Source organism: Sinorhizobium fredii USDA 257 (genome assembly GCF_000265205.3).
In the GTDB taxonomy this organism is placed as follows: Bacteria; Pseudomonadota; Alphaproteobacteria; order Rhizobiales; family Rhizobiaceae; genus Sinorhizobium; species Sinorhizobium fredii_B.
Map to the genome: position 1 here is coordinate 5,178,522 of NC_018000.1, position 21,479 is coordinate 5,200,000.

Annotated in this window: 18 protein-coding genes, 1 tRNA gene and 2 rRNA genes (1 of these 21 only partly in view); 5 read left to right on the forward strand and 16 right to left on the reverse strand. The window is 62.6% G+C overall.

The window, feature by feature from the left end; translation table 11 throughout:
- Position 1 precedes the first annotated feature (1 nt).
- The 3 genes from USDA257_RS24315 to paaN all read right to left on the reverse strand — a co-directional run bounded on the left by USDA257_RS24315 (position 2) and on the right by paaN (position 3,815).
- Positions 2 to 874, reverse strand: coding sequence for a branched-chain amino acid ABC transporter permease (locus tag USDA257_RS24315; RefSeq protein ID WP_014765649.1), 873 nt, complete (start codon positions 872 to 874; stop codon positions 2 to 4).
- Positions 875 to 946: 72 nt separating this feature from the next.
- The gene (locus USDA257_RS24320; protein ID WP_014765650.1) at positions 947 to 2,092 is read right to left on the reverse strand and encodes an ABC transporter substrate-binding protein; all 1,146 of its coding nucleotides are present in this window, start codon (positions 2,090 to 2,092) and stop codon (positions 947 to 949) included.
- Positions 2,093 to 2,153: 61 nt separating this feature from the next.
- On the reverse strand, positions 2,154 to 3,815 hold the full coding sequence (gene paaN / locus USDA257_RS24325) for a phenylacetic acid degradation protein PaaN (RefSeq protein ID WP_041414619.1): 1,662 nt from the start codon (positions 3,813 to 3,815) through the stop codon (positions 2,154 to 2,156).
- A 99-nt stretch (positions 3,816 to 3,914) separates the two neighbouring features.
- Here paaN and paaG point away from each other — a divergent pair, with 99 nt between their 5' ends.
- The 4 genes from paaG (at position 3,915) to USDA257_RS24345 (ending at position 7,264) form a co-directional block, all read left to right on the forward strand.
- Complete coding sequence (paaG, locus tag USDA257_RS24330; protein WP_014765652.1) at positions 3,915 to 4,706, forward strand: 2-(1,2-epoxy-1,2-dihydrophenyl)acetyl-CoA isomerase PaaG; 792 nt, start codon at positions 3,915 to 3,917, stop codon at positions 4,704 to 4,706.
- Positions 4,703 to 5,161, forward strand: a complete 459-nt coding sequence (gene paaI, locus USDA257_RS24335; RefSeq protein WP_014765653.1) for a hydroxyphenylacetyl-CoA thioesterase PaaI — start codon at positions 4,703 to 4,705, stop codon at positions 5,159 to 5,161. The genes paaG and paaI overlap by 4 nt, the downstream gene beginning before the upstream one ends.
- A gap of 100 nt (positions 5,162 to 5,261) precedes the next feature.
- Complete coding sequence (paaK, locus tag USDA257_RS24340; RefSeq protein WP_014765654.1) at positions 5,262 to 6,572, forward strand: phenylacetate--CoA ligase PaaK; 1,311 nt, start codon at positions 5,262 to 5,264, stop codon at positions 6,570 to 6,572.
- Between the two features lie 95 nt (positions 6,573 to 6,667).
- On the forward strand, positions 6,668 to 7,264 hold the full coding sequence (locus USDA257_RS24345) for a TetR/AcrR family transcriptional regulator (RefSeq protein WP_014765655.1): 597 nt from the start codon (positions 6,668 to 6,670) through the stop codon (positions 7,262 to 7,264).
- A gap of 70 nt (positions 7,265 to 7,334) precedes the next feature.
- Here the strand turns inward: USDA257_RS24345 and paaZ are convergent, their stop codons facing one another.
- The 9 genes from paaZ to USDA257_RS24390 form a co-directional block, all read right to left on the reverse strand.
- Positions 7,335 to 9,392, reverse strand: a complete 2,058-nt coding sequence (gene paaZ, locus USDA257_RS24350) for a phenylacetic acid degradation bifunctional protein PaaZ (RefSeq protein ID WP_014765656.1) — start codon at positions 9,390 to 9,392, stop codon at positions 7,335 to 7,337.
- Between the two features lie 15 nt (positions 9,393 to 9,407).
- A complete protein-coding gene (locus USDA257_RS24355) occupies positions 9,408 to 10,163 on the reverse strand; it encodes a Phenylacetic acid catabolic protein (RefSeq protein ID WP_041415590.1) in 756 nt (251 codons plus the stop codon).
- Positions 10,164 to 10,213: 50 nt separating this feature from the next.
- On the reverse strand, positions 10,214 to 11,290 hold the full coding sequence (gene paaE / locus USDA257_RS24360; protein ID WP_014765658.1) for a 1,2-phenylacetyl-CoA epoxidase subunit PaaE: 1,077 nt from the start codon (positions 11,288 to 11,290) through the stop codon (positions 10,214 to 10,216).
- Between the two features lie 28 nt (positions 11,291 to 11,318).
- Positions 11,319 to 11,843: a 1,2-phenylacetyl-CoA epoxidase subunit PaaD gene (gene paaD, locus USDA257_RS24365; protein ID WP_014765659.1), complete on the reverse strand. Its 525-nt coding sequence runs from the start codon at positions 11,841 to 11,843 to the stop codon at positions 11,319 to 11,321.
- Positions 11,844 to 11,852: 9 nt separating this feature from the next.
- Positions 11,853 to 12,638 carry a 1,2-phenylacetyl-CoA epoxidase subunit PaaC gene (gene paaC, locus USDA257_RS24370; RefSeq protein WP_014765660.1) on the reverse strand — a complete coding sequence of 262 codons (786 nt, stop codon included), beginning with the start codon at positions 12,636 to 12,638 and terminating at the stop codon, positions 11,853 to 11,855.
- On the reverse strand, positions 12,638 to 12,922 hold the full coding sequence (gene paaB, locus USDA257_RS24375; protein WP_014765661.1) for a 1,2-phenylacetyl-CoA epoxidase subunit PaaB: 285 nt from the start codon (positions 12,920 to 12,922) through the stop codon (positions 12,638 to 12,640). The genes paaC and paaB overlap by 1 nt, the downstream gene beginning before the upstream one ends.
- A 30-nt stretch (positions 12,923 to 12,952) precedes the next feature.
- Positions 12,953 to 13,954: a 1,2-phenylacetyl-CoA epoxidase subunit PaaA gene (paaA, locus tag USDA257_RS24380; protein WP_014765662.1), complete on the reverse strand. Its 1,002-nt coding sequence runs from the start codon at positions 13,952 to 13,954 to the stop codon at positions 12,953 to 12,955.
- A 16-nt stretch (positions 13,955 to 13,970) separates the two neighbouring features.
- On the reverse strand, positions 13,971 to 15,176 hold the full coding sequence (pcaF, locus tag USDA257_RS24385; RefSeq protein ID WP_014765663.1) for a 3-oxoadipyl-CoA thiolase: 1,206 nt from the start codon (positions 15,174 to 15,176) through the stop codon (positions 13,971 to 13,973).
- 587 nt (positions 15,177 to 15,763) lie between these two features.
- Entirely contained in the window at positions 15,764 to 17,212 is a 1,449-nt protein-coding gene (locus USDA257_RS24390) for a CYTH and CHAD domain-containing protein (RefSeq protein WP_014765664.1), read from the reverse strand.
- Positions 17,213 to 17,491: 279 nt separating this feature from the next.
- Between USDA257_RS24390 and USDA257_RS24395 the strand changes: the two genes are divergently transcribed.
- On the forward strand, positions 17,492 to 17,860 hold the full coding sequence (locus USDA257_RS24395) for a hypothetical protein (protein ID WP_041414620.1): 369 nt from the start codon (positions 17,492 to 17,494) through the stop codon (positions 17,858 to 17,860).
- A gap of 374 nt (positions 17,861 to 18,234) precedes the next feature.
- Here USDA257_RS24395 and USDA257_RS24405 read toward each other — a convergent pair whose 3' ends face one another.
- From USDA257_RS24405 to USDA257_RS24420, 4 genes are all read right to left on the reverse strand, one after another.
- On the reverse strand, positions 18,235 to 18,591 hold the full coding sequence (locus USDA257_RS24405) for a hypothetical protein (protein ID WP_014765665.1): 357 nt from the start codon (positions 18,589 to 18,591) through the stop codon (positions 18,235 to 18,237).
- Between the two features lie 256 nt (positions 18,592 to 18,847).
- Positions 18,848 to 18,924: transfer RNA gene (locus USDA257_RS24410), tRNA-Met, on the reverse strand.
- A 248-nt stretch (positions 18,925 to 19,172) separates the two neighbouring features.
- Positions 19,173 to 19,287 (reverse strand): 5S ribosomal RNA (rrf, locus tag USDA257_RS24415).
- A gap of 228 nt (positions 19,288 to 19,515) precedes the next feature.
- A 23S ribosomal RNA gene (locus USDA257_RS24420) occupies positions 19,516 to 21,479 on the reverse strand; it runs 990 nt beyond the window's last position.

Below are 21,479 nucleotides of genomic sequence, written 5' to 3' on the forward strand. Positions count from 1 at the left end.
GTCACACCCGATCCGTCGATTTCCGGCCGAAGAGCCCCTGCGGCATGGCGAATAGCACCGCGAGGATGATGACGAAGGCGGCGGCGTCCTTGTATTGCGAGCTCAGATAGCCGGCGGTCAGCGCCTCGAGGACGCCGAGCAGCAGGCCGCCCACCAGCGCGCCCTTGGGATTGCCCATGCCGCCGAGCATGGCCGCGGCGAAGCCCTTGAGCGCAAGTGCGATGCCGATGTCGTAGCCGGTGAGTGTGATCGGCGTGACGAGAACGCCGGCAAGCGCGCCGATTGCCGCCGAAAGCGCGAAGCTCAGCGTCATCACGTATTTGGTGTTGATGCCCACCAGCTGTGCGGCGATGCGATTGTTGGCGGTGGCGAGCACCGCCCGGCCGGTCAGCGTCCGGGTGAAGAACAGCCAGAGGCCGACGAAGACCGCCAGCGCCCCGGCGATCACCCAGAGGCTCTGCGGCAGGATCGTCGCGCCCACGATCTGGATGGGCGTGTCGCCGGAAAAGGCCGGAAAGCGGTGCAGCTGCTTGTCGAAGGCGATCTGCGTCACGCCGCGGATGAGAATCGAGGCACCGATGGTGATGATGATCAGCGAGACGACCGGTGCGCCGCGCGCCGGCTCGATGGCGAGCTTGTTGAGCGCCACGCCGATCGCCGCCGTGGCGATGATCGCGAGAAGTGCCGCGAGCGGCAGCGGCAGCCCCGCCTCGAAAGCGAACACCGTGAACATGCCGCCGAGCATGACGAACTCGCCCTGGGCGAAATTCACGACATCGGACGCGTTGTAGATGATGGTGAAGCCGAGGGCGACCAGCGCATAGACCGCCCCGACCGTCACTCCGGACAACAGAAATTGCATGAGTTCGGGCATGGATGCCTCCGCTACCGTGCGCCAGCGATCACCCGGGCGCGCCTGGCGCGCCCGGCGCTTGACCGATCGGACCTATTCGACCAGCTTCCAGCCACCGTCCTTGATCTCGAGCATCCGGAAGGCGCTGAGATCGAGGCCGAGGTGATCCTCCGCCGACATGGTGACGGTGCCCGTGGTGCCGACAAGGCCCGATGTGCCTTCGATCGCGTCGCGGATCGCCTGCGGTTCCGCTTCGCCGGCGCGATTGAGCGCATCGACGAGGATGCGCAGCGCGTCATGCGCGTAGCCGCCGAAGGTGGAAACCGGCTTGCCCGTCGCCTTCTCGTAGCTTTCCTTATAGGCGGTGACGACCGGGCGCTGCGGATCGCTTTCCGGGAGCAGTTTCGCCACCAGCAGCGCCGTACCCGGCAAGCGGATGCCCTCGGCCGCCGAGGCGCCGGCAAGTTCGATGAAGGCATCGGAGGCAACCCCGTGCGACTGATAGAAGGGCAGCCCGACGGCGAGCTGTTGGTAGTTGCGGGTGACAATCGCCGGCCCTTGGCCAAATCCGGCATTGAGGACCGCCTGCACGCCTTCCTTCCCCTTGATGTTGGTGAGCTGCGGCGTCATGTCGGCATCGCTCGGCCCATAGGTTTCGTCGGCCAGCACCTCGATGCCGTAGTCGCCGACGATCTGCAGGCACTGCTTGTGCATCGATGCGCCGAAGCCGTCGGAGCCGGAGATCATGCCGATCTTGGTGAGGCCGCGGGCCTTCATGTCCTCGAAGATCTTGGCGCAGGCCATGCGGTCGGTGTGCGGTGTCTTGAAGGTATAGGGGCGGACCGGATCGATGATCTCGATCGCGCCGGCGAGCGAGATGAAGGGGATCTCCGCGTCTTCGAAGACCTGCAGGATCGCCATGGAGGTGCCGGTCGTCGTGCCGCCGATGACGGCGACGACCTCGTCGTCCTCGACAAGACGGGTGGCGAACGTGCGCGCCTTGTTGGGGTCGCCGCCATCGTCATAGACGATCAGTTCGATCTTCTCGCCGAGGACGCCGCCTGCGGCATTGATCTCCTCGACCAGCATCTTCAGCGTCTTCGCCTCCGGATCGCCGAGGAAGGCGGCGGGCCCCGTCTCCGAGAGAGTCGAGCCAATGCGGATATCGGCCATCGCCGGAGCCGTAAGCCCGAGAATAAGCGCCAGCGTTCCAAATGCGGTGGTGGTGTGCAGTCTCATGTCGGCATCTCCTCCCAAGAGTGCAGGTATTGGACCAATGCAAGTTTAAGATCGGCGCCGCCTACGCCGCCATTGGCCGGCGCCACATCGCCACGCGGAAGCGGCCGGCGACAAAGGCCGTGTCTGTCAGGCAGGCGTTGCCGGCCGGATTGGCGCCGGTGACGTGGAAATCGCTGAAGGCGGCGCTCTGATTGACGAAAATGCCGCCGGTCAGATTGACGGACAGGTTCACCCCGGCCGCCGCAAACGCATCAGCCGCCTCGACAATGCGCGTCTCATCGGTGTCGTAGAGCGCTGCGGTGATGGCGCCCTTGCGGCGGGCAAGCTCGGCTGCATGGGCAATGCCCTGGGCAGCATCGTCCACCGCGACGACGAAAGCGATCGGTCCGAAGCACTCCTCCTCATGCGCAGAGGTTTGATCGCCTTCTACCGCCAGGATCATCGGAGTTGCGGTTCGTGCCCCCTCGACTCCCACAAGCGGCGTGGAGCTGCGCAGCAGCCGTCCAAGGCCGCGCCCAGCCTCGATCCGCAGAAGCGTCGCGGGATTGGCGATGGCGCCGCAGACGCCGGCGGCACGAGCCGGATCGGCGAGCAGCGCATCGACCGCCGCGGCGATGCCGGCCGCTACCGCATCGAAGCTCTTCGGCCCCTCATTGGTTTCGATTCCGCCACGGGGCACGTAGATGTTCTGCGGCGCGGTGCACATCTGGCCGCTGTAGAGCGACAGCGAAAAGGCGATATTGGCGCACATGCCGGCAAAATCGTCGGTCGCGGCGATGACGATCGAGTTGACGCCGGCCTCCTCGGTATAGACCTCGCGGCTTGCCGCGTTTTTGCGGACCCATTCGCCAAAAGCGTTGGAGCCGGTGTAGTCGACGATCGCCACCTCCTGATGCTGCACGAGTTCGCGGGTGATCTCCGCGCCGGGCTCGTCGGCGGCAAGCAGGACTACGTCGGCGGGAAAGCCTTCCTCGGCAAGGACTTCGCGCGCCACCAGAACTGTAAGGGCGAGCGGCAGAATGGCGCCCGGATGCGGCTTGACGATCACCGTATTGCCGGTGGCAAGGCTGGCAAACAGGCCCGGATAGCTGTTCCAGGTCGGGAAGGTCTGGCAGCCGATGACGAGCGACACGCCGCGCGGTACGATGCGCCAGTGCTTCTCGAGCACGATCGGCTCGCCCTTGCCCTGCGGCTTGGCCCAGACGGCGCCCGCGGGTGTGCGCGTCATCTCCGCCCAGGCATAGGCGACGGCTTCGAGGCCGCGATCCTGCGCATGCGGGCCGCCGGCCTGGAAAGCCATGGCAAAGGCCTGGCCAGTCGTATGCATGACGGCATTGGCCATCTCGAAGCTGATGCGGTTGAGCCGCGCCAGAATCTCCAGGCAGACGCCCACCCGCACCTCGGGCGAGGCATTGGCCCAGGCGTGCGCCGCGCCCTGAGAGGCGGCGACGAGGGTCGCGGCTCCGGCGGCCGGATAGGTAATGCCGAGTGTGGGGCCATAGGGCGAGATTTCGGCCCCGACCGTTCCGTTCCCAGGATGGCCGGGCAGTGCGAAGGGCTTGCCAAGACGGCCGCGATAGGCGGCGAGGCCGTCCTCCTTGGCGGTTTCGCCATAGATCTTGCCGCTCGGAACCTCGGGATAGGCGGACCAGTAGCCGCGATCCTGCGCCGCCTGCAAGGCTGCGCCGAGCACCGTGCGATGCCGATCGAATAGCTGGCCCATGTCCATTCCTCCCTGCTGTTGCGTTTATCATTGACTGACCGGTCGGTTTATGCAAGTGTTTTTTTAGCCACCAAATCGAGCTGGCGCGAGGGAGGAACCATGTTCGAATCCGACACCGTTCTATCGGCGCTTGAGGGCGGCGTGCTGCGCCTGACGCTCAACCGCCCCGACAAGCTGAACGCCTTCAACGAGGAAATGCATCTGTCGCTGCGCGCCGGCTTCGAACGCGCCCATTCGGACGACAACGTGCGCGCCGTTCTCTTGACGGGCGCCGGGCGCGGTTTCTGCGCCGGCCAGGACCTCGGCGACCGCGACCCGCGCAAGGGCGGTACGCCAGACCTCGGCCAGACGATCGAGACCTTCTACAACCCGCTTCTGCGGCTGATCCGCAGCCTCGATAAGCCGGTCGTCTGTGCCGTCAACGGGGTTGCCGCCGGCGCCGGTGCCAACATCGCCTTTGCATGCGACATCACGCTTGCCGCCCGCTCCGCCCGTTTCATCCAGGCCTTCGCGAAGATCGGCCTGATCCCCGATTCCGGCGGCACCTGGAGCCTGCCGCGGCTCCTCGGCGAGGCCCGCGCCAAGGCGCTGGCGCTGACGGCCGAGCCGCTCGACGCGGAGACGGCCGCAAACTGGGGCTTGATCTGGCGCGCCGTCGAAGACGCAGCGCTGATGGAAGAGGCGTCCGCCCTCGCCGCGCGGCTTGCGGCCGGGCCGACCAAGGGGCTCGGCATGACGAAACGTGCGATCCAGGCGGCAGCCACCAATTCCTTCGACGAACAGCTCGTGCTCGAACGCGACCTGCAGCGCGAAGCCGGCAGGAGCGCCGACTATGCCGAGGGTGTGGCGGCCTTCCTCGAGAAGCGCAAACCGGAGTTCAAGGGCCGATGATGCACGCGGCAAGACTGAACGCCGATGAACTGGCCAATGCCTGCGCTCGCGTCATGTGGGACGACGATCAGGCCTCCCAGCGGCTCGGCATGACGCTCGATCAGATCGCACCGGGTACGGCAACAATCTCGATGGCGATCACCCCGGAGATGACCAACGGCCACGGCACCTGCCACGGCGGCTACATCTTTACGCTCGCAGATTCCGCCTTCGCCTTCGCCTGCAACAGCTACAACCAGCGCGCCGTCGCCCAGCACTGCTCGGTGACCTACATCGCTCCAGCCTTCGAGGGCGACCGATTGACGGCGATGGCCAGCGAAATCTCGCGGCGCGGTAGAGGCGGCATCTACGATATCCGCATCACCAACCAGCGCGGCGAACACGTCGCCGAGTTCCGTGGCCATTCGCGCACCGTCAAGGGCACGCACCTGCCGCAGCCGGACGGTGAATCATAGGCGTGACGGCTGCCGCAACGCTTTGAAAATGCTGCATCACATCTGACGGATCGGTGACGGTTGCGGATGTCATGCGGGAGGATTTAGGGAGGAGACATTCATGGAAGACCTTTCACCCCGCCCCGGCGACCTCGAGCCGATCGAAACCGCCTCGCGCGATGAGATCGCCTCGCTCCAGCTCGAACGAATGAAATGGTCACTCGCCCATGCTTATGAGAATTCGCCCTTTTACCGCGCCCGCTTCGATGCGGCCGGCGTACATCCGTCAGACCTGAAGACGTTCGCGGATCTTTCGAAGTTTCCCTTCACCACCAAGCAGGATCTGCGCGAGACCTATCCGTTCGGCATGTTCGCCGTTCCGCGCGAGAAGCTCTGCCGCATCCACGCCTCGTCGGGCACCACAGGCAAGCCGACCGTCGTCGGCTACACGCTAAAGGACATCGACAACTGGGCAAGCGTCGTGGCGCGCTCCATTCGTGCCTCCGGCGGCAGGCCGGGCGACATCGTCCACGTCGCCTATGGCTACGGGCTCTTTACCGGCGGTCTCGGCGCCCATTACGGCGCCGAAAGGCTAGGCTGCACCGTCGTGCCGATCTCCGGCGGCATGACCGAGCGGCAGGTGACGCTGATGGCCGACTTCAAGCCGCGCATCATCATGGTGACCCCCTCCTACATGCTCTCGATCCTCGACGAGTTCCGCCGCCAGGGGAGAGACCCGCGCGAGAGCTCGCTCGCTGTCGGCATCTTCGGCGCCGAGCCCTGGACCAACGCCATGCGCGAGGAGATCGAGCAGGCCTTCGACATGCATGCCGTCGACATCTACGGCCTCTCGGAAGTCATGGGCCCGGGCGTCGCCAATGAATGCGTGGAAACGAAGGACGGGCTGCATATCTGGGAGGACCATTTCTACCCCGAGATCATCGATCCGGCGACCGGCGAGGTACTGCCCGATGGCGAAGTAGGCGAGTTGGTGTTCACGACGCTGACCAAGGAAGGCCTGCCGATGATCCGCTATCGAACCCGCGACCTGACGCGGCTGCTACCCGGAACGGCGCGTTCGATGCGCCGCATCGAGAAGATCACCGGCCGCTGCGACGACATGATCATCCTGCGCGGCGTCAACGTCTTCCCGACCCAGATCGAGGAGCAGATCCTCAAGTGCAGTGGCCTGGCGCCGCATTTCCAAATCGAGCTCACCCGCTCCGGACGCATGGACAACATGACGGTCCATGTCGAATGCACATTGGAAGCCGCGGACGAAACGGCCCGCGACGGATCGGCAAGGGAACTCGCCCATCATATCAAGAGCGTCGTCGGGGTCAGCACGAGGATCGAGGTACACGACCCGGGCGGTGTTGCCCGCTCGGAAGGAAAGGCCAAGCGGGTCGTCGACAATCGACCGAAGGAATGAAAGGCCGACAGTCGTGGGAGATCTTTGCGGGAGGACTTTACGGTCCTCCCTTATTCGTGGGAATTGAGCAGGTACAGAGCTAGAGCAGGATCAACATGGCACGAACACGCGCAGTCGACTTTGAGGAAAAACAGCGTGGCATTCTGGCGAGCGCGGCCGCGGTCTTCGCCGAGATGGGCATGGAAAAGGCCTCGATGGCGCAGATCGCTGCGCACAGCAACGTCTCCAAGGCACTGCTTTATCACTACTATCCGAGCAAGGATGCGCTGATCTTCGACATCATCCGCACCCACCTCAGCGAACTCGACGCCGCAATCGAAGTCGCCGATCGGCCTGACCTCGCCCCGGAAAAGCGGTTGCGGCTCCTCGTGCGCCAGGTGCTCGAAAACTACCGCGATGCCGACGACCATCACAAGGTTCAATTGAACGGTACGAGTGCGCTTTCGCCGGAGCAGATGGCAGAAATCCACGCCATCGAGCGACGCATCGTCAAGCGATTCTCAAGCGTGCTCAACGACATTAATCCCGACCTCAACAAAGACCGTCCGCTGTTGATGCCGGTCACCATGTCGCTCTTCGGGATGATGAACTGGGTCTATATGTGGTTCCGGCCCGACGGTCCCATCAGTCGCGACGACTATGCCGACCTCGCCACCACACTGGTTCTCGAGGGCATCAAGGCGGTGCGCTGACCTTTCGTTCAGACACCAGCTTTCAGGCGGTCGCCCCGCCTTCACCTCCCCGCGTCGCTGCCGCGCTTCGTCAGTCTCTCGACTTCGCGACCATCGTCAGCACGTCATACTCAGCGACGGTCGCGCCCGTCTGATTCGTGACGCGGCAGTCCCAGCGCACTTCGCCATGCTCGGCATTCACCCGCGGATTGATTTCCTTGCAGGTGAGCCGGACCTGCAGCGTGTCGCCGGGATAGACCGGCGTCAGGAAGCGCAGGTTGTCGACGCCGTAGTTCGCCAATACCGGTCCCGGGGCAGGATCGACGAAAAGACCCGCAGCAAAGGAGACGATCAGATAGCCATGTGCGACACGTCCGTCGAAGAACGGATTGGCGCGCGCGGCGTCCTCGTCCATATGCGCGTAGAAGGTGTCGCCGGTAAAACTGGCGAAATGCTCGATATCCGCAAGCGTGACGGTGCGGGTTGCCGTCACCAGCTGGTCGCCGATCCGAAGCTCGGCAAGCGACTTGCGGAACGGATGCTCGCCGTCGATGCGCACCTCGGCACCCTCGACCCAGCGGCCGGTGACCGCCGAAAGCAGCGCCGGCGTACCCTGGACGGCCGTGCGCTGCATGTAGTGCTTGACGCCACGCATCCCCCCAAGCTCTTCGCCGCCGCCCGCCCGGCCCGGCCCGCCATGGACGAGACCGGGCAATGGCGAACCGTGTCCGGTCGAGGACTTCGCGCTGGAACGGTGGCCGATCATTACGCGACCGTGGAATGGCGCGATGCCGAGCACCAGTTCCTGTGCGATGCGTGAGTCATTGGTGAAAACGGAGGTGACGAGGCTGCCCTTGCCGCGCTTCACAAGCGCCACGGCTTCTTCCGCCGTGTCATAGGGCATGACAGTGCTGACCGGACCGAAGGCCTCGACATCGTGAACCGCCCGCGCTGCGCCCGGCCTGTCGCAATAGAGCAGGACGGGATTGAGAAAGCCACCCGCCTCCGCGTCGCCTGATACAACGAGCGGCCTCGAGGGATCGCCGACGACGATCTCCGCATCGGCAGCAAGATCGCGAATGCGCGCCCGGACCTCCTCGCGCTGCCCGAGGCTTGCGAGCGGCCCCATCCGCACGCTCTCGTCGGCCGGGTTGCCGAGGGCGATCTTGCCAAGCCGCTCGTCGAGGGCCGCGATGAGCGCGTCGCAATGGCCGCGTGGCGCAATCACCCTGCGGATGGCGGTGCATTTCTGCCCGGCCTTCGCCGTCATTTCGCGCGCGACCTCCTTGACGAAGAGATCGAATTCCTCCGTTCCGGGCCCTGCGTCGAGGCCGAGTACGGCCGCGTTGAGGCTGTCGGCCTCCATGGTGAAGCGGACGGAGTTTTCGACGATTGCAGGATGCGTCTTCAGCTTGCGTCCGGTCACGGCCGAGCCGGTGAATGTGACGGCGTCCTGGCCCTCGACATGGTCGAGAAGGTCCCCGACGGAGCCACAGACGAGCTGCACGGCCCCTTCCGGCAAAAGCCCCGTCTCCACCATTCGCCGCACCACGAGTTCAGTGAGATAGGCGGTCTGGCTCGCCGGCTTGACGATCGCCGGCATGCCGGCAAGCAGCGTCGGCGCCAGCTTCTCGAGCATCCCCCAGCAGGGAAAGTTGAAGGCGTTGATGTGGATCGCCACGCCTTCGAGCGGCGTCAGGATGTGCTGGGCCGAAAATGTCCCGTCGCGCGACAGAGCCTCGACCTCCCCGTCGACGAGAACACGGGTATTCGGCAGTTCGCGCCTGCCCTTCGAGGCATAGGAGAACAGCGTGCCGATGCCGCCTTCGATGTCGATCCAGCTATCGGTGCGGGTGGCGCCGGTGACGGACGAAAGCGCATAGAACTCGTCTTTGCGCTCCATCAGCGCCTGCGCGAGCGCCTTCAGCATCGCCGCCCGTTCATGGAAGGACATACGGCGGAGCGCCGGGCCGGCCTTTTCGCGCCCATAGGCGAGTGCGCCGGCAAAGTCGATTCCGGTGGAATCGATCAGCGCCACCGGGGCGCCGGTCGCAGCATCGAGCAGGGCCATGCCTTCCTTCGCGCCCCTCATCCAGACGCCGCCGACATAGCTTTCGAGCCGGCGGGGGCGGTCTGCCATTACGTTCATCGCGTGTTCCTTCCGTCAGTTCAGATTCAGGGCGGCAAGCTGCGGATCCACGGCCGCCTGCCACGCCGCGAGCAGAGACTCGTTGGGCGCGTGGCGGAGACCGAGACGGGCGAGCATCTCATAGCGCGCCGAGCCAGCGAGGCCGAAGCTCGCCGCCACGCGCGGCCGCCAGTAGGCAACCGCTTCCCGCGCCGCCCGCCGTCCCTCCTCCGAAGCGGCGATGCGCATTAGCCCTTCGACCCCGAGCTCGGCGTGGCGTGTCTCGCGCGGCAGGATCGCCCGGAACGCTTCGGCGAGCGGCTGGTAGGAGACGCGCGCCAGTTCGCCAAGCTGGATGACGACGGCCTTGCCCATGAGCACGTTCATGACGACGGCGTCGACCCAGCCTTCCAACGGGTAGTGCAGCACCGATAGCCGCATATCGCCGCCCCGGCGCTCCGCACCGATATCGGCATCGCGGGGAAGCCGCTCCGACCAAGGATGGTGGACGGCATAACGGGCCGTATCGGCCCCGAAGCTGCCCATGATCTCGAGCACCTTTCCGGCGTGATCGGCCTTCTCCAACACGATGCGCGCCGCCGCGATGCGCTCCTTGATCCCCGGAGCATCGTTGATGACATCGGCGAAGCCCGCCGACCCGGCGAGCTCGCTATCGACGAAGCTCGCCATCAGCCGCAACAGCTCGCCGCGATAGCGCGGCGGTGCATTGTCCGGCGAGGTCAGCGCGCCGCCCTGGGCGAGATAGTCCTCGATCGGCATCGTCTCGAACATCGAATCGGACGTCGAATTGGACATTGGCCCCTCCCTTCGAGGTCGCGTGGTCACTGGTCGTAGCTGACGACGATACGGTCGCTCAGCGGATAGCACTGGCAGGTAAGCACATATCCCTGCTCTACCTCGTAGTCCTCCAGCGCATGGTTGGTCTCCATCTCCACCTCGCCTTCGATCACCTTGGCGCGGCAGGTGGAACAGACGCCCGCCTTGCAGGCATAGGGCGCATCCATCCGGTTTTCGATTGCGGCTTCGAGCAAGCTCTGCCCCTGCTTCGGAAAGCTGAAGTTACGCGTCGTGCCATCGAGGGTGACGGTCGCCTCGCAGCTTGCATGCCTGTCGGCACTGTCTGCGCTTGTGACCTTGCGCCGCGCCCGGCCGGGCTGCGAGGAGGCGAACAATTCGAACTTGATCTGAGCGTCGCCAAGGCCATGCGCGCGAAGCGCCGCGGCGATCGCCAGCATCATCGGTTCCGGCCCGCAGATGAAGGCGGTGTCGACCGACTTCAGATCGATCCAACTGCGGAACAGGGCTTCGCATTTCTCCGCGTCGACCCGTCCGGTGAAGAGATCGATATCCTGGGCTTCGCTTTCGAGGACATGCAGTGCCGCAAATCGCCCGAGATAGAGGTTCTTAAGGTCTTCGAGCTCCTCGCGGAACATGATCGAGCTGACGTGACGGTTGGCATAGACCAGCGTGAACTGCGAGCGCGGTTCACGCAACAGCGTCGTCTTGATGATCGAGAGGATCGGCGTGATGCCGCTGCCTCCGGCAAAGCCGAGATAGTGTTTCGCCACCTCCGGCTCGATCGTCGTGAAGAAGGCCCCCATCGGCGGCATCGCCTCCAGCGTGTCGCCGGGGCTCAACTCCTCGTTCGCCCAGGTGGAGAAGCAGCCGCCGTCGACGCGCTTGATGCCGACCTTCAGCACGCCTTCGTCCTTTCCGGCGCAGATCGAATAGGAACGGCGCAGTTCCTCGCCGTCGAACAGGCGGCGGAAGGTCAGATATTGCCCCTGCGTGAAATCGAACGCGGCCCGGTCTTCCTCGTCTGGCTGAAGCGTGACGACCACGGCATCGCGGGTTTCGCGCCGGACCTCGGTAACCTGAAGGGGGTGGAAACGTGCCATTTAAGCGGGCCTCACTCCTCGCATCGCGTCAGATGCACTTGAAATAATCGAAGGGTTCGAGACAGTCGGCGCAGCGGTAGCTCGCCTTGCAAGGCGTCGAGCCGAACTGGCTGACCTTCTCGGTCTGGGTCGAGCCGCAACGGGGGCAGGCAACTGTCAGGTTCGAGTGACCGGAGAGGCGTTCGACCCGCTTGAGCAGCCTGCCATCGGCGGCGGTACCGTCGATTGGCGGCGCGATGCCGTAGGCCTTGAGCTTCTCGCGAGCCTCGGTGCTGATCCAGTCGGTGGTCCAGGCGGGCGAGAGCCGACGTTCGAGCCGAACCCTTGCGATCCCCTTCTCGTTCAGCGCCTGTTCGATATCGAGGTTGATGACCGTTGTGGCGGGACAGCCCGAATAGGTCGGCGTCACCGTCACTACCAGCGTGTTGCCGTCCCAGGCGACGTCGCGGACGATGCCGAGATCGGTGACCGAGATCACCGGGATCTCCGGGTCTGGCACTTGCGAGAGCCAGTGCCAGACATCCCTGATCGAAGGCTGTGTCGCCGTCGTCACGTGAGCCTCCTACCAGTTCGCGCCCGGATAGGCGCGCTGCAGGAACTGCAGCTCGGCGAGGATATAGCCGAGATGCTCCGTATGAAGACCGCGCTTGCCGCCCTTGTGCATATAGCCGTCGGCCGGCTTCTTCAACGTCGCCTCCGAGAGCGTTTCGGCGACCAGCGCGTCCCACTCTGCCTTGAGGCTTTGCGGTTCGGGTGCAACGTCGGCGGTCGCGAGCGTCGCGTCCGAGGCTTCGTTGACGAACATCTCGCCGGTATAGGCCCAGAGATCGTCGACCGCCTCCTGCATGCGGGTGTGACTTTCCGCCGTTCCGTCGCCAAGACGGATAACCAGATCGTGGCTGCGCTCGATATGGTAGGCGGCCTCCTTCGACGCCTTCTCGGCGATCTCGGCGATGCGTCGGTCGGAGGAGGCGCGAAGACCTTTCAGATAGAGATAGTGCCACGCGTCGAAGAGGAATTGGCGCATCAGCGTCTTGCCGTAATCACCGTTCGGCCGTTCGGTAAGCAGGAGGTTACGAAAATCGCGTGCGTCGCGGAGATAGGCAAGATCGTCCGCGCTGCGGCCCCTGCCCTCGATCTCTCCCGCAAGTCCGAGCCAGAGCTGCGTCTGTCCGATGAGGTCGAGCGAGGTGTTGGCAAGCGCGATGTCTTCTTCGAGTGCCGGCGCATGGCCGCACCATTCCGACAGGCGATGGCCGAGGATCAGGGCATTGTCACCCATCCTGAGCAGGAATTCACAAAGATCGGCCGGGTCGACCGCCGATTCCGTCAATGTCGCATGAGCCATCACATGTGCCCCACTTCTTCCGGTACGTCGAAGAACGTCGGATGGCGGTAGACCTTGGAATTCGACGGATCGAACAGCGGGCCTTTGTCGGAAGGCGCGCTGGCGGTGATGTCAACCGATCGCACGACCCAGATGCTGACCCCCTCGTTGCGGCGGGTGTAGACGTCTCGGGCATTGTTGATCGCCATTTCCGCGTCCGGCGCATGCAGGCTGCCGACATGGCGGTGGTTCAGGCCGTGCTGGCCTCGAATGAAGACTTCCCAGAGGGGCCATTCGCTCGACATGGGCATATTCCTCCTGTTTGACGCCTTGGTCTATTCTGCGGCAACCTTTTGGGTACGGCGGGCGGCGGCCTTTTCGGCATGGGCGACCAGCCCCTCGCGGAACCAGGCGCCGTCCTGCCAAGCCTTCGTGCGCGCCCCGAGCCGCTCGGCATTGCAAGGGCCATTGCCGGCGATCACCTCGAAGAATTCCTTCCAATCCGGCTCGCCGAAATCGTAGCCGCCCTTTTCCTCGTTCCACTTGAGTTCCGGGTCGGGGACGGTCAGACCGAGATAGTCCGCCTGCGGCACGGTCTGGTCGACGAACTTCTGCCTGAGCTCGTCATTCGAGTTCTGCTTGATCTTCCAGGCCATCGATTGTGCCGAGTGAACGGAGGCATCGTCAGAAGGGCCGAACATCATCAGCGACGGCCACCACCAGCGGTTCAGCGCATCCTGCACCATCGCCTTCTGCGCCGGCGTGCCCCTCACCATCTTTGCGAGGATGTCGAAGCCCTGGCGCTGATGAAAGCTTTCCTCCTTGCAGATCCGGACCATGGCGCGCGCATAGGGCCCGTAGGAACAGCGCTGCAGCGGCACCTGGTTCATGATTGCGGCGCCGTCGACGAGCCAGCCGATGGCGCCGATATCCGCCCAGGAGAGCGTCGGGTAATTGAAGATCGAGGAATATTTCGCCTTGCCGCTGTGCAACTGTTCATACATCTCGTCGCGGCTGATCCCGAGCGTCTCGGCGGCGCAATAGAGATAGAGGCCATGACCGGCCTCGTCCTGGACCTTGGCGAGCAGGATCGCCTTGCGTTCCAGGGTCGGGGCGCGGGTAATCCAGTTACCTTCCGGGAGCTGGCCGACAATCTCCGAATGGGCGTGCTGGCTGATCTGCCGCACCAATGTCTTGCGGTAGCCCTCCGGCATCCACTCCTTCGGCTCGATCTTCTGCCCGGCATCGATGCGTTCCTGGAAGGCGCGCTCCTCGGGCGCCATCTCATCGAGCGATTTGACGCGGGCCGCGTCGGTTTTCACCATTTGCGCATACATGGGTCTTTCTCCTCCGTCAGACGCGCTCGAGAATGAGGGCGATGCCCTGGCCGACGCCGATGCACATCATGCACAGCGCATAACGGCCGCCCTGGCGCTGAAGCTGATAGGCGACCGTCGTCACCAGCCGCGCGCCGCTCATGCCGAGCGGGTGACCGATCGCGATCGCGCCGCCGTTCGGGTTCACATGCGACGCGTCATCCGGCAGGCCAAGGTCGCGCAGCACCGCAACGACCTGCGAGGCAAACGCCTCATTGAGTTCGATCACGTCCATCTGGCCGATCGTCAATCCGGCCCGTTCGAGCACCTTGCGCGCCGCGGGCGCCGGACCGATGCCCATGATCCGCGACTCGACGCCTGCCGCCGCCATCGCGACGATGCGCGCCTTGGGCCCCAGGGCGTGAGCCCTGATCGCCGCTTCACCGGCGATCAACAGCGCCGCCGCGCCGTCGTTGACACCCGATGCATTGCCCGCCGTCACCGTGCGCTCGGGAGCGTTCACCCCCTTGAGCCTGGCGAGTTGGTCGACCGTCGTGCCTGGACGGGGGTGCTCGTCGCGGTCGACGAGGATCGGCTCGCCCTTCTTTTGCGGCACGAGGACCGGGACAAGCTCGTCGGCAAAGATGCCCGCTTCCTGTGCAGCGGCCCAGCGCGCCTGGCTGCGACCCGCGAATGCATCCTGATCGGCGCGACTGACGCCGAAATCTTCTGCGACATTGTCGGCCGTCTCCGGCATGGAATCAACACCGAAGGCCGCCTTCAGCTTCGGGTTCACGAAGCGCCAGCCGATGGTGGTGTCGTAGATCGCATTCGAACGCGAATAGGCGCTCTCGGGCTTGGGGATCACGAAGGGCGCACGGCTCATGCTTTCGACGCCGCCGGCGATTACCATATCGCAATCGCCCGCGCGGATCGCGCGCGCCGCCATGCCGACGGCGTCCATGCCCGATCCGCAGAGCCGGTTTACCGTCGTCGCCGGCACGGAATCCGGCATGCCGGAAAGCAGGACCGCCATGCGACCGACATTGCGGTTGTCCTCACCCGCCTGGTTGGCGCAGCCATAGATCAGATCGTCGACTTTCGACCAGTCGACGTCCGGGTTGCGCTTCATCAAACCTGCGAGCGGCAGGGCTGCCAGATCATCCGCTCTGACGGAAGACAAAGCACCGCCATAACGGCCGATCGGGGTGCGTACCGCGTCGCAGATGAAAGCTTCGGACATACGATCCCTCCCGACTGGGCCGGCTAATTACATTAACCGACCGATCGGTCATTATATAGACCAAAACACGTCACAGTTCAACCGACCTTTCGGATATTTCTGTGACATACCGGGAGACGGCTTGAACTGCCTGCGATCTCAAGCAGCGCGTACCAGAGATGAAGGAGCATTCAGCCTATCAGGGATGCACGCGTCGATGCCGGCGATGTGATCAGGACGCTGACGATTGTGTTGTTGGGAAGGAATGAGAAGCGTTTACCCTGTCAATCATTTTTGAAGAGGCGTACCGGAATCGCGGAATCAGACCTTCCTCTCTGATCAAACCGTAGATAGCGTCTCCCGCGTAGCTGCATCTCTGGGCTACGCCCCCATCCAAAGAAGGCAACTGGATGTGGACTTGCCCCGCCATCGTGCGGGGCTTTTTTCGTAGCGCGAAGGCTACGGAACCCATCCAGTGGACTCGAGTCGGATACCTACTCCCAACCTCTTCAGAGTCTCGATCATAAGACGACCTTCAAGGCGTGTCTTGACGAAGCCTTTGGCGCACCAGACTGGTACGAATTCGATCTCGCGACGGATTGCCCGCATCAGCGCCAGAAGCGCCTCGTGTCGACAAAGATATCATGTGCTTCCGCGGCATCGTCCAGAAGCTTCTCCTTGTCGGCCGCACTGAAAAGCTCCTCCGCACCTGATGCTTCCGAAAGCTCGAGCTTCGCCAGCATATCGGGAGCGGTTGCGATATCGTTGAGGCTGCCGAGTTGATCCTGGAGTCCCTCCATCGCCATGATGAATCTTTTGTGACGTTTGGTTTTCGCCTTACCCTTGTAGAGGGGGCCGAAAAACTCCGCTGCATAGCGCAGTTTTTTTGCGGAAATGCGCAGTTCATGACGGGTCTCGTCATCGAGATCGATCAGATCGCTGCCTCCGTTCGCCACTTTCTTCCAGAGCTTGTCCAGTACATTGGATGCGAAATTCCTTGCTGGCTGGACGAGCAACGCCTCGCCCGTCTCGTTGCTCCGCCAGTTCTTGATGGAAATCCATTCGGCGAGGTCGATCATCAACGAGCGGGCGCGCACGGAAGAAAAGGCGGCATCAACCGCCCCATAGGCATCCTTGCGCGCCGCTTGAAGGCGGCTTGAAAAGCCTTCATCCGACGCGCGCTTGATGATGACGTCAATGTTGCGCGCATCGCCGAGTTCCGAGGTGAGCCAGCGCAACTCGTCGCGCATGTGGTCGAAGCGGCTGTCGGCGAACAGCGACTTGCAGATTGAGAAAAGGGAGCGCAGCCGCCGCAGCGACACGCGCGCCTGATGCAAAGCGTCGGCATTGCGCGACCAAGACAAGGCCATTTCGTTGAGGCGAAACTGTTTGAGACACGTTGCGGCCAGGTGCGCGAAAGCCGTGGCTGCATTCATGTCGGGGGTGATTGGGGTGACGCTCGCTTTTACGGCACCAGGTGCGGGGTCAAGCAGACGATAGCCGCGCTCCGCTTTGGTTAGCACGCCGATATGCGCAGGGGTGATCAGATTGACTTTTCGGGCCAAACCAAACAGCGCCTCCGGCGAGCCCGACTTTTTTTCCAGCTCTAGCTCGCAGAGCGGTGCCTCGCGATCAGCTGCAACAACTTTTCCGATATCCAAAGCGACTTCGATTGTGGCATCGCCTTCCGTCACGTTCCAACGATGCCTCTTGACATGAACCTCAAACATCGGCGCGAGATTTTCTCCAGTCCCTGAAAGCAGGGGCCCTATCTCGGGATCGTCAAGAATCGGACTGTCGTCCGCAACCGGTCGCTGCCATTCCTCCCGCGTGAACAATTCAATCGAACCGTCGCCGGATTTGACAGTCTGGACCCGTTCATTTCCGCATTGCCGGATGTGCAACGACAGGCCGCGTTGAGCCAAGTCCCGATCGCTTGTATCGAAGTAAACAGATTTTTGCTGAAGAATGATGGGCGTGCTCTCGAAGAAATCCTTCTTCAGGAGCGACGACGCACCCGATTCGGTCAACTCGATCTTGACATCCACTTCCTGCATGATGCCCCCGGCGCGGCCTTCCCTCAGCAACGGGAAGGAAGCATCGGATGGTCCTTCATAAAGCTGTCACAAACAATCCGTTCGGTCAAAATCCAGCGAGACTGCGTGCCGGGCCATAGCGGCTCCGCCCCGCATGCACCCGGAGAACCTGAGTCTTTTGATCCAGCGCTGTCCAAGCCGGCTGAAAGCGCTAGGTAATCCAAGACTGGACCACCGGCTCGGCTAAGGAACCACGGGGGGGAAGTAGGCGTTCCAGGCTTCATGATAGGGAGAATGACCATGGCCAAGAAGAACCGCATTCCGAAGAAAATTGCCGGCGTGAAAGTCCCGAGGCCCTTGCGCAAATCGAAGGTGCTGAGATCCATGATGGCAAGTGATATCGGACGCGATGTCCTCGCCAATGCTCTGACCGCTGGTGCGGGGGCCGCCGCCGCCGTTCTGGTCGACCATCGTGACGATGTCGGCGAGACCGCGCGAACCGCGACCAAGAAGGGAGCCAAGGCGTTTGGCCTAGCCAGCGAGGCTGTTCAAAGCGGCTTCTCTGCCGCCATGGATGTAGTGAAAGATACCGTCTTCCCCTCCCCGAACCCGAAGAAGAAGAAGAGCAGCAAGAGCAGGTCGGCACCCAAGCGCGCTGCCATGCATTGAACCGGCTGGGCTTTACGGAGGCTAGGCCCTCCCTCACTCATTCCCGCTGAGACTCCCGGAGCGGGAGCCGACAAGCGGAACGGAAGGCTGGGTATCGCCCGGCTCATGCTCGACTGAACGGAGGTCCCGCCCGCGGAGTCGCAGGAGATCGTACGCGTCGTCGATTCCCAATTTCGCGGCTCTAGCCAATCCCACGCCCAGGAGCCGTGCCGCGATCATCGGATGTTCGCGGATCAAGACGGAAACGGCGCGTACGCTCGCGGCCACGATCAGCCGGGATGCGAATTTGTCGCCATATTTTAGGATCAGGAAGCGCTCGATCGTCTCGAGCCCGCTTCCCTCATCCGGGTCGTCAGCTTCGCGCGCCGCTGCTCTTACCGCAACGGCGCGCGCTGGCGAGGGAAGTGGTTTTCGCTCCGCTTGCTTTTGAGGGGTGGATCCGAGTCGCGAACGACTTCCATGGCCGCAGAAAACGCCGCCTGCAGCGCCTCTCCCGCCGTGCCGACCGCCTTAACGCCTTTACGAGACGCTGCCTTGGCGGAGTCCGTCACTTCTTCTCGGTGCCCGATCAAGATCGCCGCAGCAGCGGCTGCACCGGCTGTCAGTGCGTGGGCGAGCACATCTCGCCCACCACTGTTACCCATCATCGCGCGCAGCATCTTTGACTTTCGCAAAGGCTTCGGGACCTTGACACCGGCGATTTTCTTCGGGAGGCGGTTCTTCTTGGCCATTGGCGGTCTCCTCACTGCGGAGACAACGTGCCGGACTTGCCGGTGGTTCCGGTCGCACCGCTGGCCGAAACCTGCAAGCTCAACGTTCCACCGCCGGAGCTCAGGCCGATATATCTTGGTCAGACGGTGGTCGCGGCGGCCCCTTGCCTGACACCGAAGACGCCGGTTCGGTCAGAGACGCGGCAGAAACAAAAAAGCTCCTCGGCGCGTTTGCGGAGGAGCTCTGTGTGATGACGTTCTGGGCAGAATTTGCGATTGGTTGCGGGGGCAGGATTTGAACCTGCGGCCTTCAGGTTATGAGCCTGACGAGCTACCGGGCTGCTCCACCCCGCGTTATTTCTGAACCGGCTGTTTTAGCCCGGTTGTTTTTGTGTTTGCCGGTCCTCGGCCTTTGGCCTGCGGTCCGGAGGGCTGCTGCACCCGGCGTTATTTTTGCGGTTTCCGAAGCAAAAAAGGCCGCGTTGAGCGGCCCATTGTTTCGGCCGGGCCGAAGGCTGAAGAGAAGATGATCTTTTTGCGCCGCTGCCTTGTCCGTCTCGTTGGCTCGACGGGGAGCGGCGTTTTACGCTTGCGATTTGCAGACCTGGCAGCGACCTACTCTCCCGCGTCTTAAGACGAAGTACCATCGGCGCTGGGGCGTTTCACGGCCGTGTTCGGAATGGGAACGGGTGCAGCCACCCCGCCAGAACCACCAGGTCGGCAAAGCGCAAGCTTTGCTCCCCGGAGGGAGCAAACTGATTTGAGAAGCTGGCTGAAGTTTTCACTTCATTTTTTGAACACGTCTTTGACGGTGCTTGTGGCGCTTGCCGAGCTTCAGCTCCGCAAGGCCAAAGGCCGTCGCGCCATCTGGCGCGGCCCGTCCGGAGCGCTTTGGCGCGTCAGGACAGTCAACAGCTCATCTTTTGATGAGCATGAGCAATGGGAACGATCAAGCCGATCGAACGATTAGTACCGGTAAGCTTCATGCGTTGCCGCACTTCCACACCCGGCCTATCAACGTGGTCGTCTTCCACGGTTCTCAAGGGAATACTCGTTTTCAGGTGGGTTTCCCGCTTAGATGCCTTCAGCGGTTATCCCTTCCATATATAGCTACCCTGCTATGCCCTTGGCAGGACAACAGGTCCACCAGAGATATGTCCATCCCGGTCCTCTCGTACTAGGGACAGATCCTGTCAATATTCCTACACCCACGGCAGATAGGGACCGAACTGTCTCACGACGTTCTGAACCCAGCTCACGTACCGCTTTAATTGGCGAACAGCCAAACCCTTGGGACCTGCTCCAGCCCCAGGATGCGATGAGCCGACATCGAGGTGCCAAACAACCCCGTCGATATGGACTCTTGGGGGTCATCAGCCTGTTATCCCCGGCGTACCTTTTATCCGTTGAGCGATGGCCCTTCCACGCGGGACCACCGGATCACTATGACCGACTTTCGTCTCTGCTCGACTTGTCAGTCTCGCAGTCAGGCGGGCTTATGCCATTGCACTCGACGAGCGATTTCCGACCGCTCTGAGCCCACCATCGCGCGCCTCCGTTACTCTTTCGGAGGCGACCGCCCCAGTCAAACTACCCACCATACACTGTCCCGGATCCGGATGACGGACCGCGGTTAGACATCCATGACGATAAGGGTGGTATTTCAAGGATGGCTCCACGAGAACTGGCGTCCCCGCTTCAAAGCCTACCACCTATCCTACACATGCCGACACGAATGCCAGTGTAAAGCTATAGTAAAGGTGCACGGGGTCTTTCCGTCTGACCGCAGGAACCCCGCATCTTCACGGGGAATTCAATTTCACTGAGTCTATGTTGGAGACAGCGGGGAAGTCGTTACGCCATTCGTGCAGGTCGGAACTTACCCGACAAGGAATTTCGCTACCTTAGGACCGTTATAGTTACGGCCGCCGTTTACTGGGGCTTCGATTCAGAGCTTGCACCCCTCCTCTTAACCTTCCAGCACCGGGCAGGCGTCAGACCCTATACGTCGTCTTGCGACTTCGCAGAGCCCTGTGTTTTTGATAAACAGTCGCTACCCCCTGGTCTGTGCCACCCCATCTGACTTGCGTCAAAAAGGGTCACGCTTCTTCCGAAGTTACGCGTGCAATTTGCCGAGTTCCTTCAACATAGTTCTCTCAAGCGCCTTGGTATACTCTACCTGACCACCTGTGTCGGTTTCGGGTACGGTCTATACGGTGGAGCTATTTCCTGGAACCGCGCCGCCGCCCGGACAATCCAATAAGTCCGAACAACTTGTGCGATCCGTCACTACCACCAGGCCCACGAATATTAACGTGGTTCCCATCGACTACGCGTGTCCGCCTCGTCTTAGGGGCCGGCTAACCCTGCTCAGATTAACTTTAAGCAGGAACCCTTGGTCTTTCGGCGAGAGGGTCTCTCACCCTCTTTATCGTTACTCATGTCAACATTCGCACTTCCGATACCTCCAGGACCCCTCACGGGTATCCCTTCACAGGCTTACGGAACGCTCCGCTACCCCTACGTCTTCGCTAGAAGATCGTAAGCCTCAGCTTCGGTGCATGGCTTCAGCCCCGTTACATTTTCGGCGCAAAGACCCTTATTTAGACCAGTGAGCTGTTACGCTTTCTTTAAATGATGGCTGCTTCTAAGCCAACATCCTGGTTGTTTTGGGATCCTCACATCCTTTCCCACTTAGCCATGACTTGGGGACCTTAGCTGGAGGTCAGGGTTGTTGCCCTTTTCACGACGGACGTTAGCACCCGCCGTGTGTCTGCCGACTAGTACTCCCCGGTATTCGGAGTTTGGTTAGGATCAGTAAGACGGTGAGTCCCCATAGCCCATCCAGTGCTCTACCCCCGGGGGTATTCGGTCGACGCTCTACCTAAATAGATTTCGCGGAGAACCAG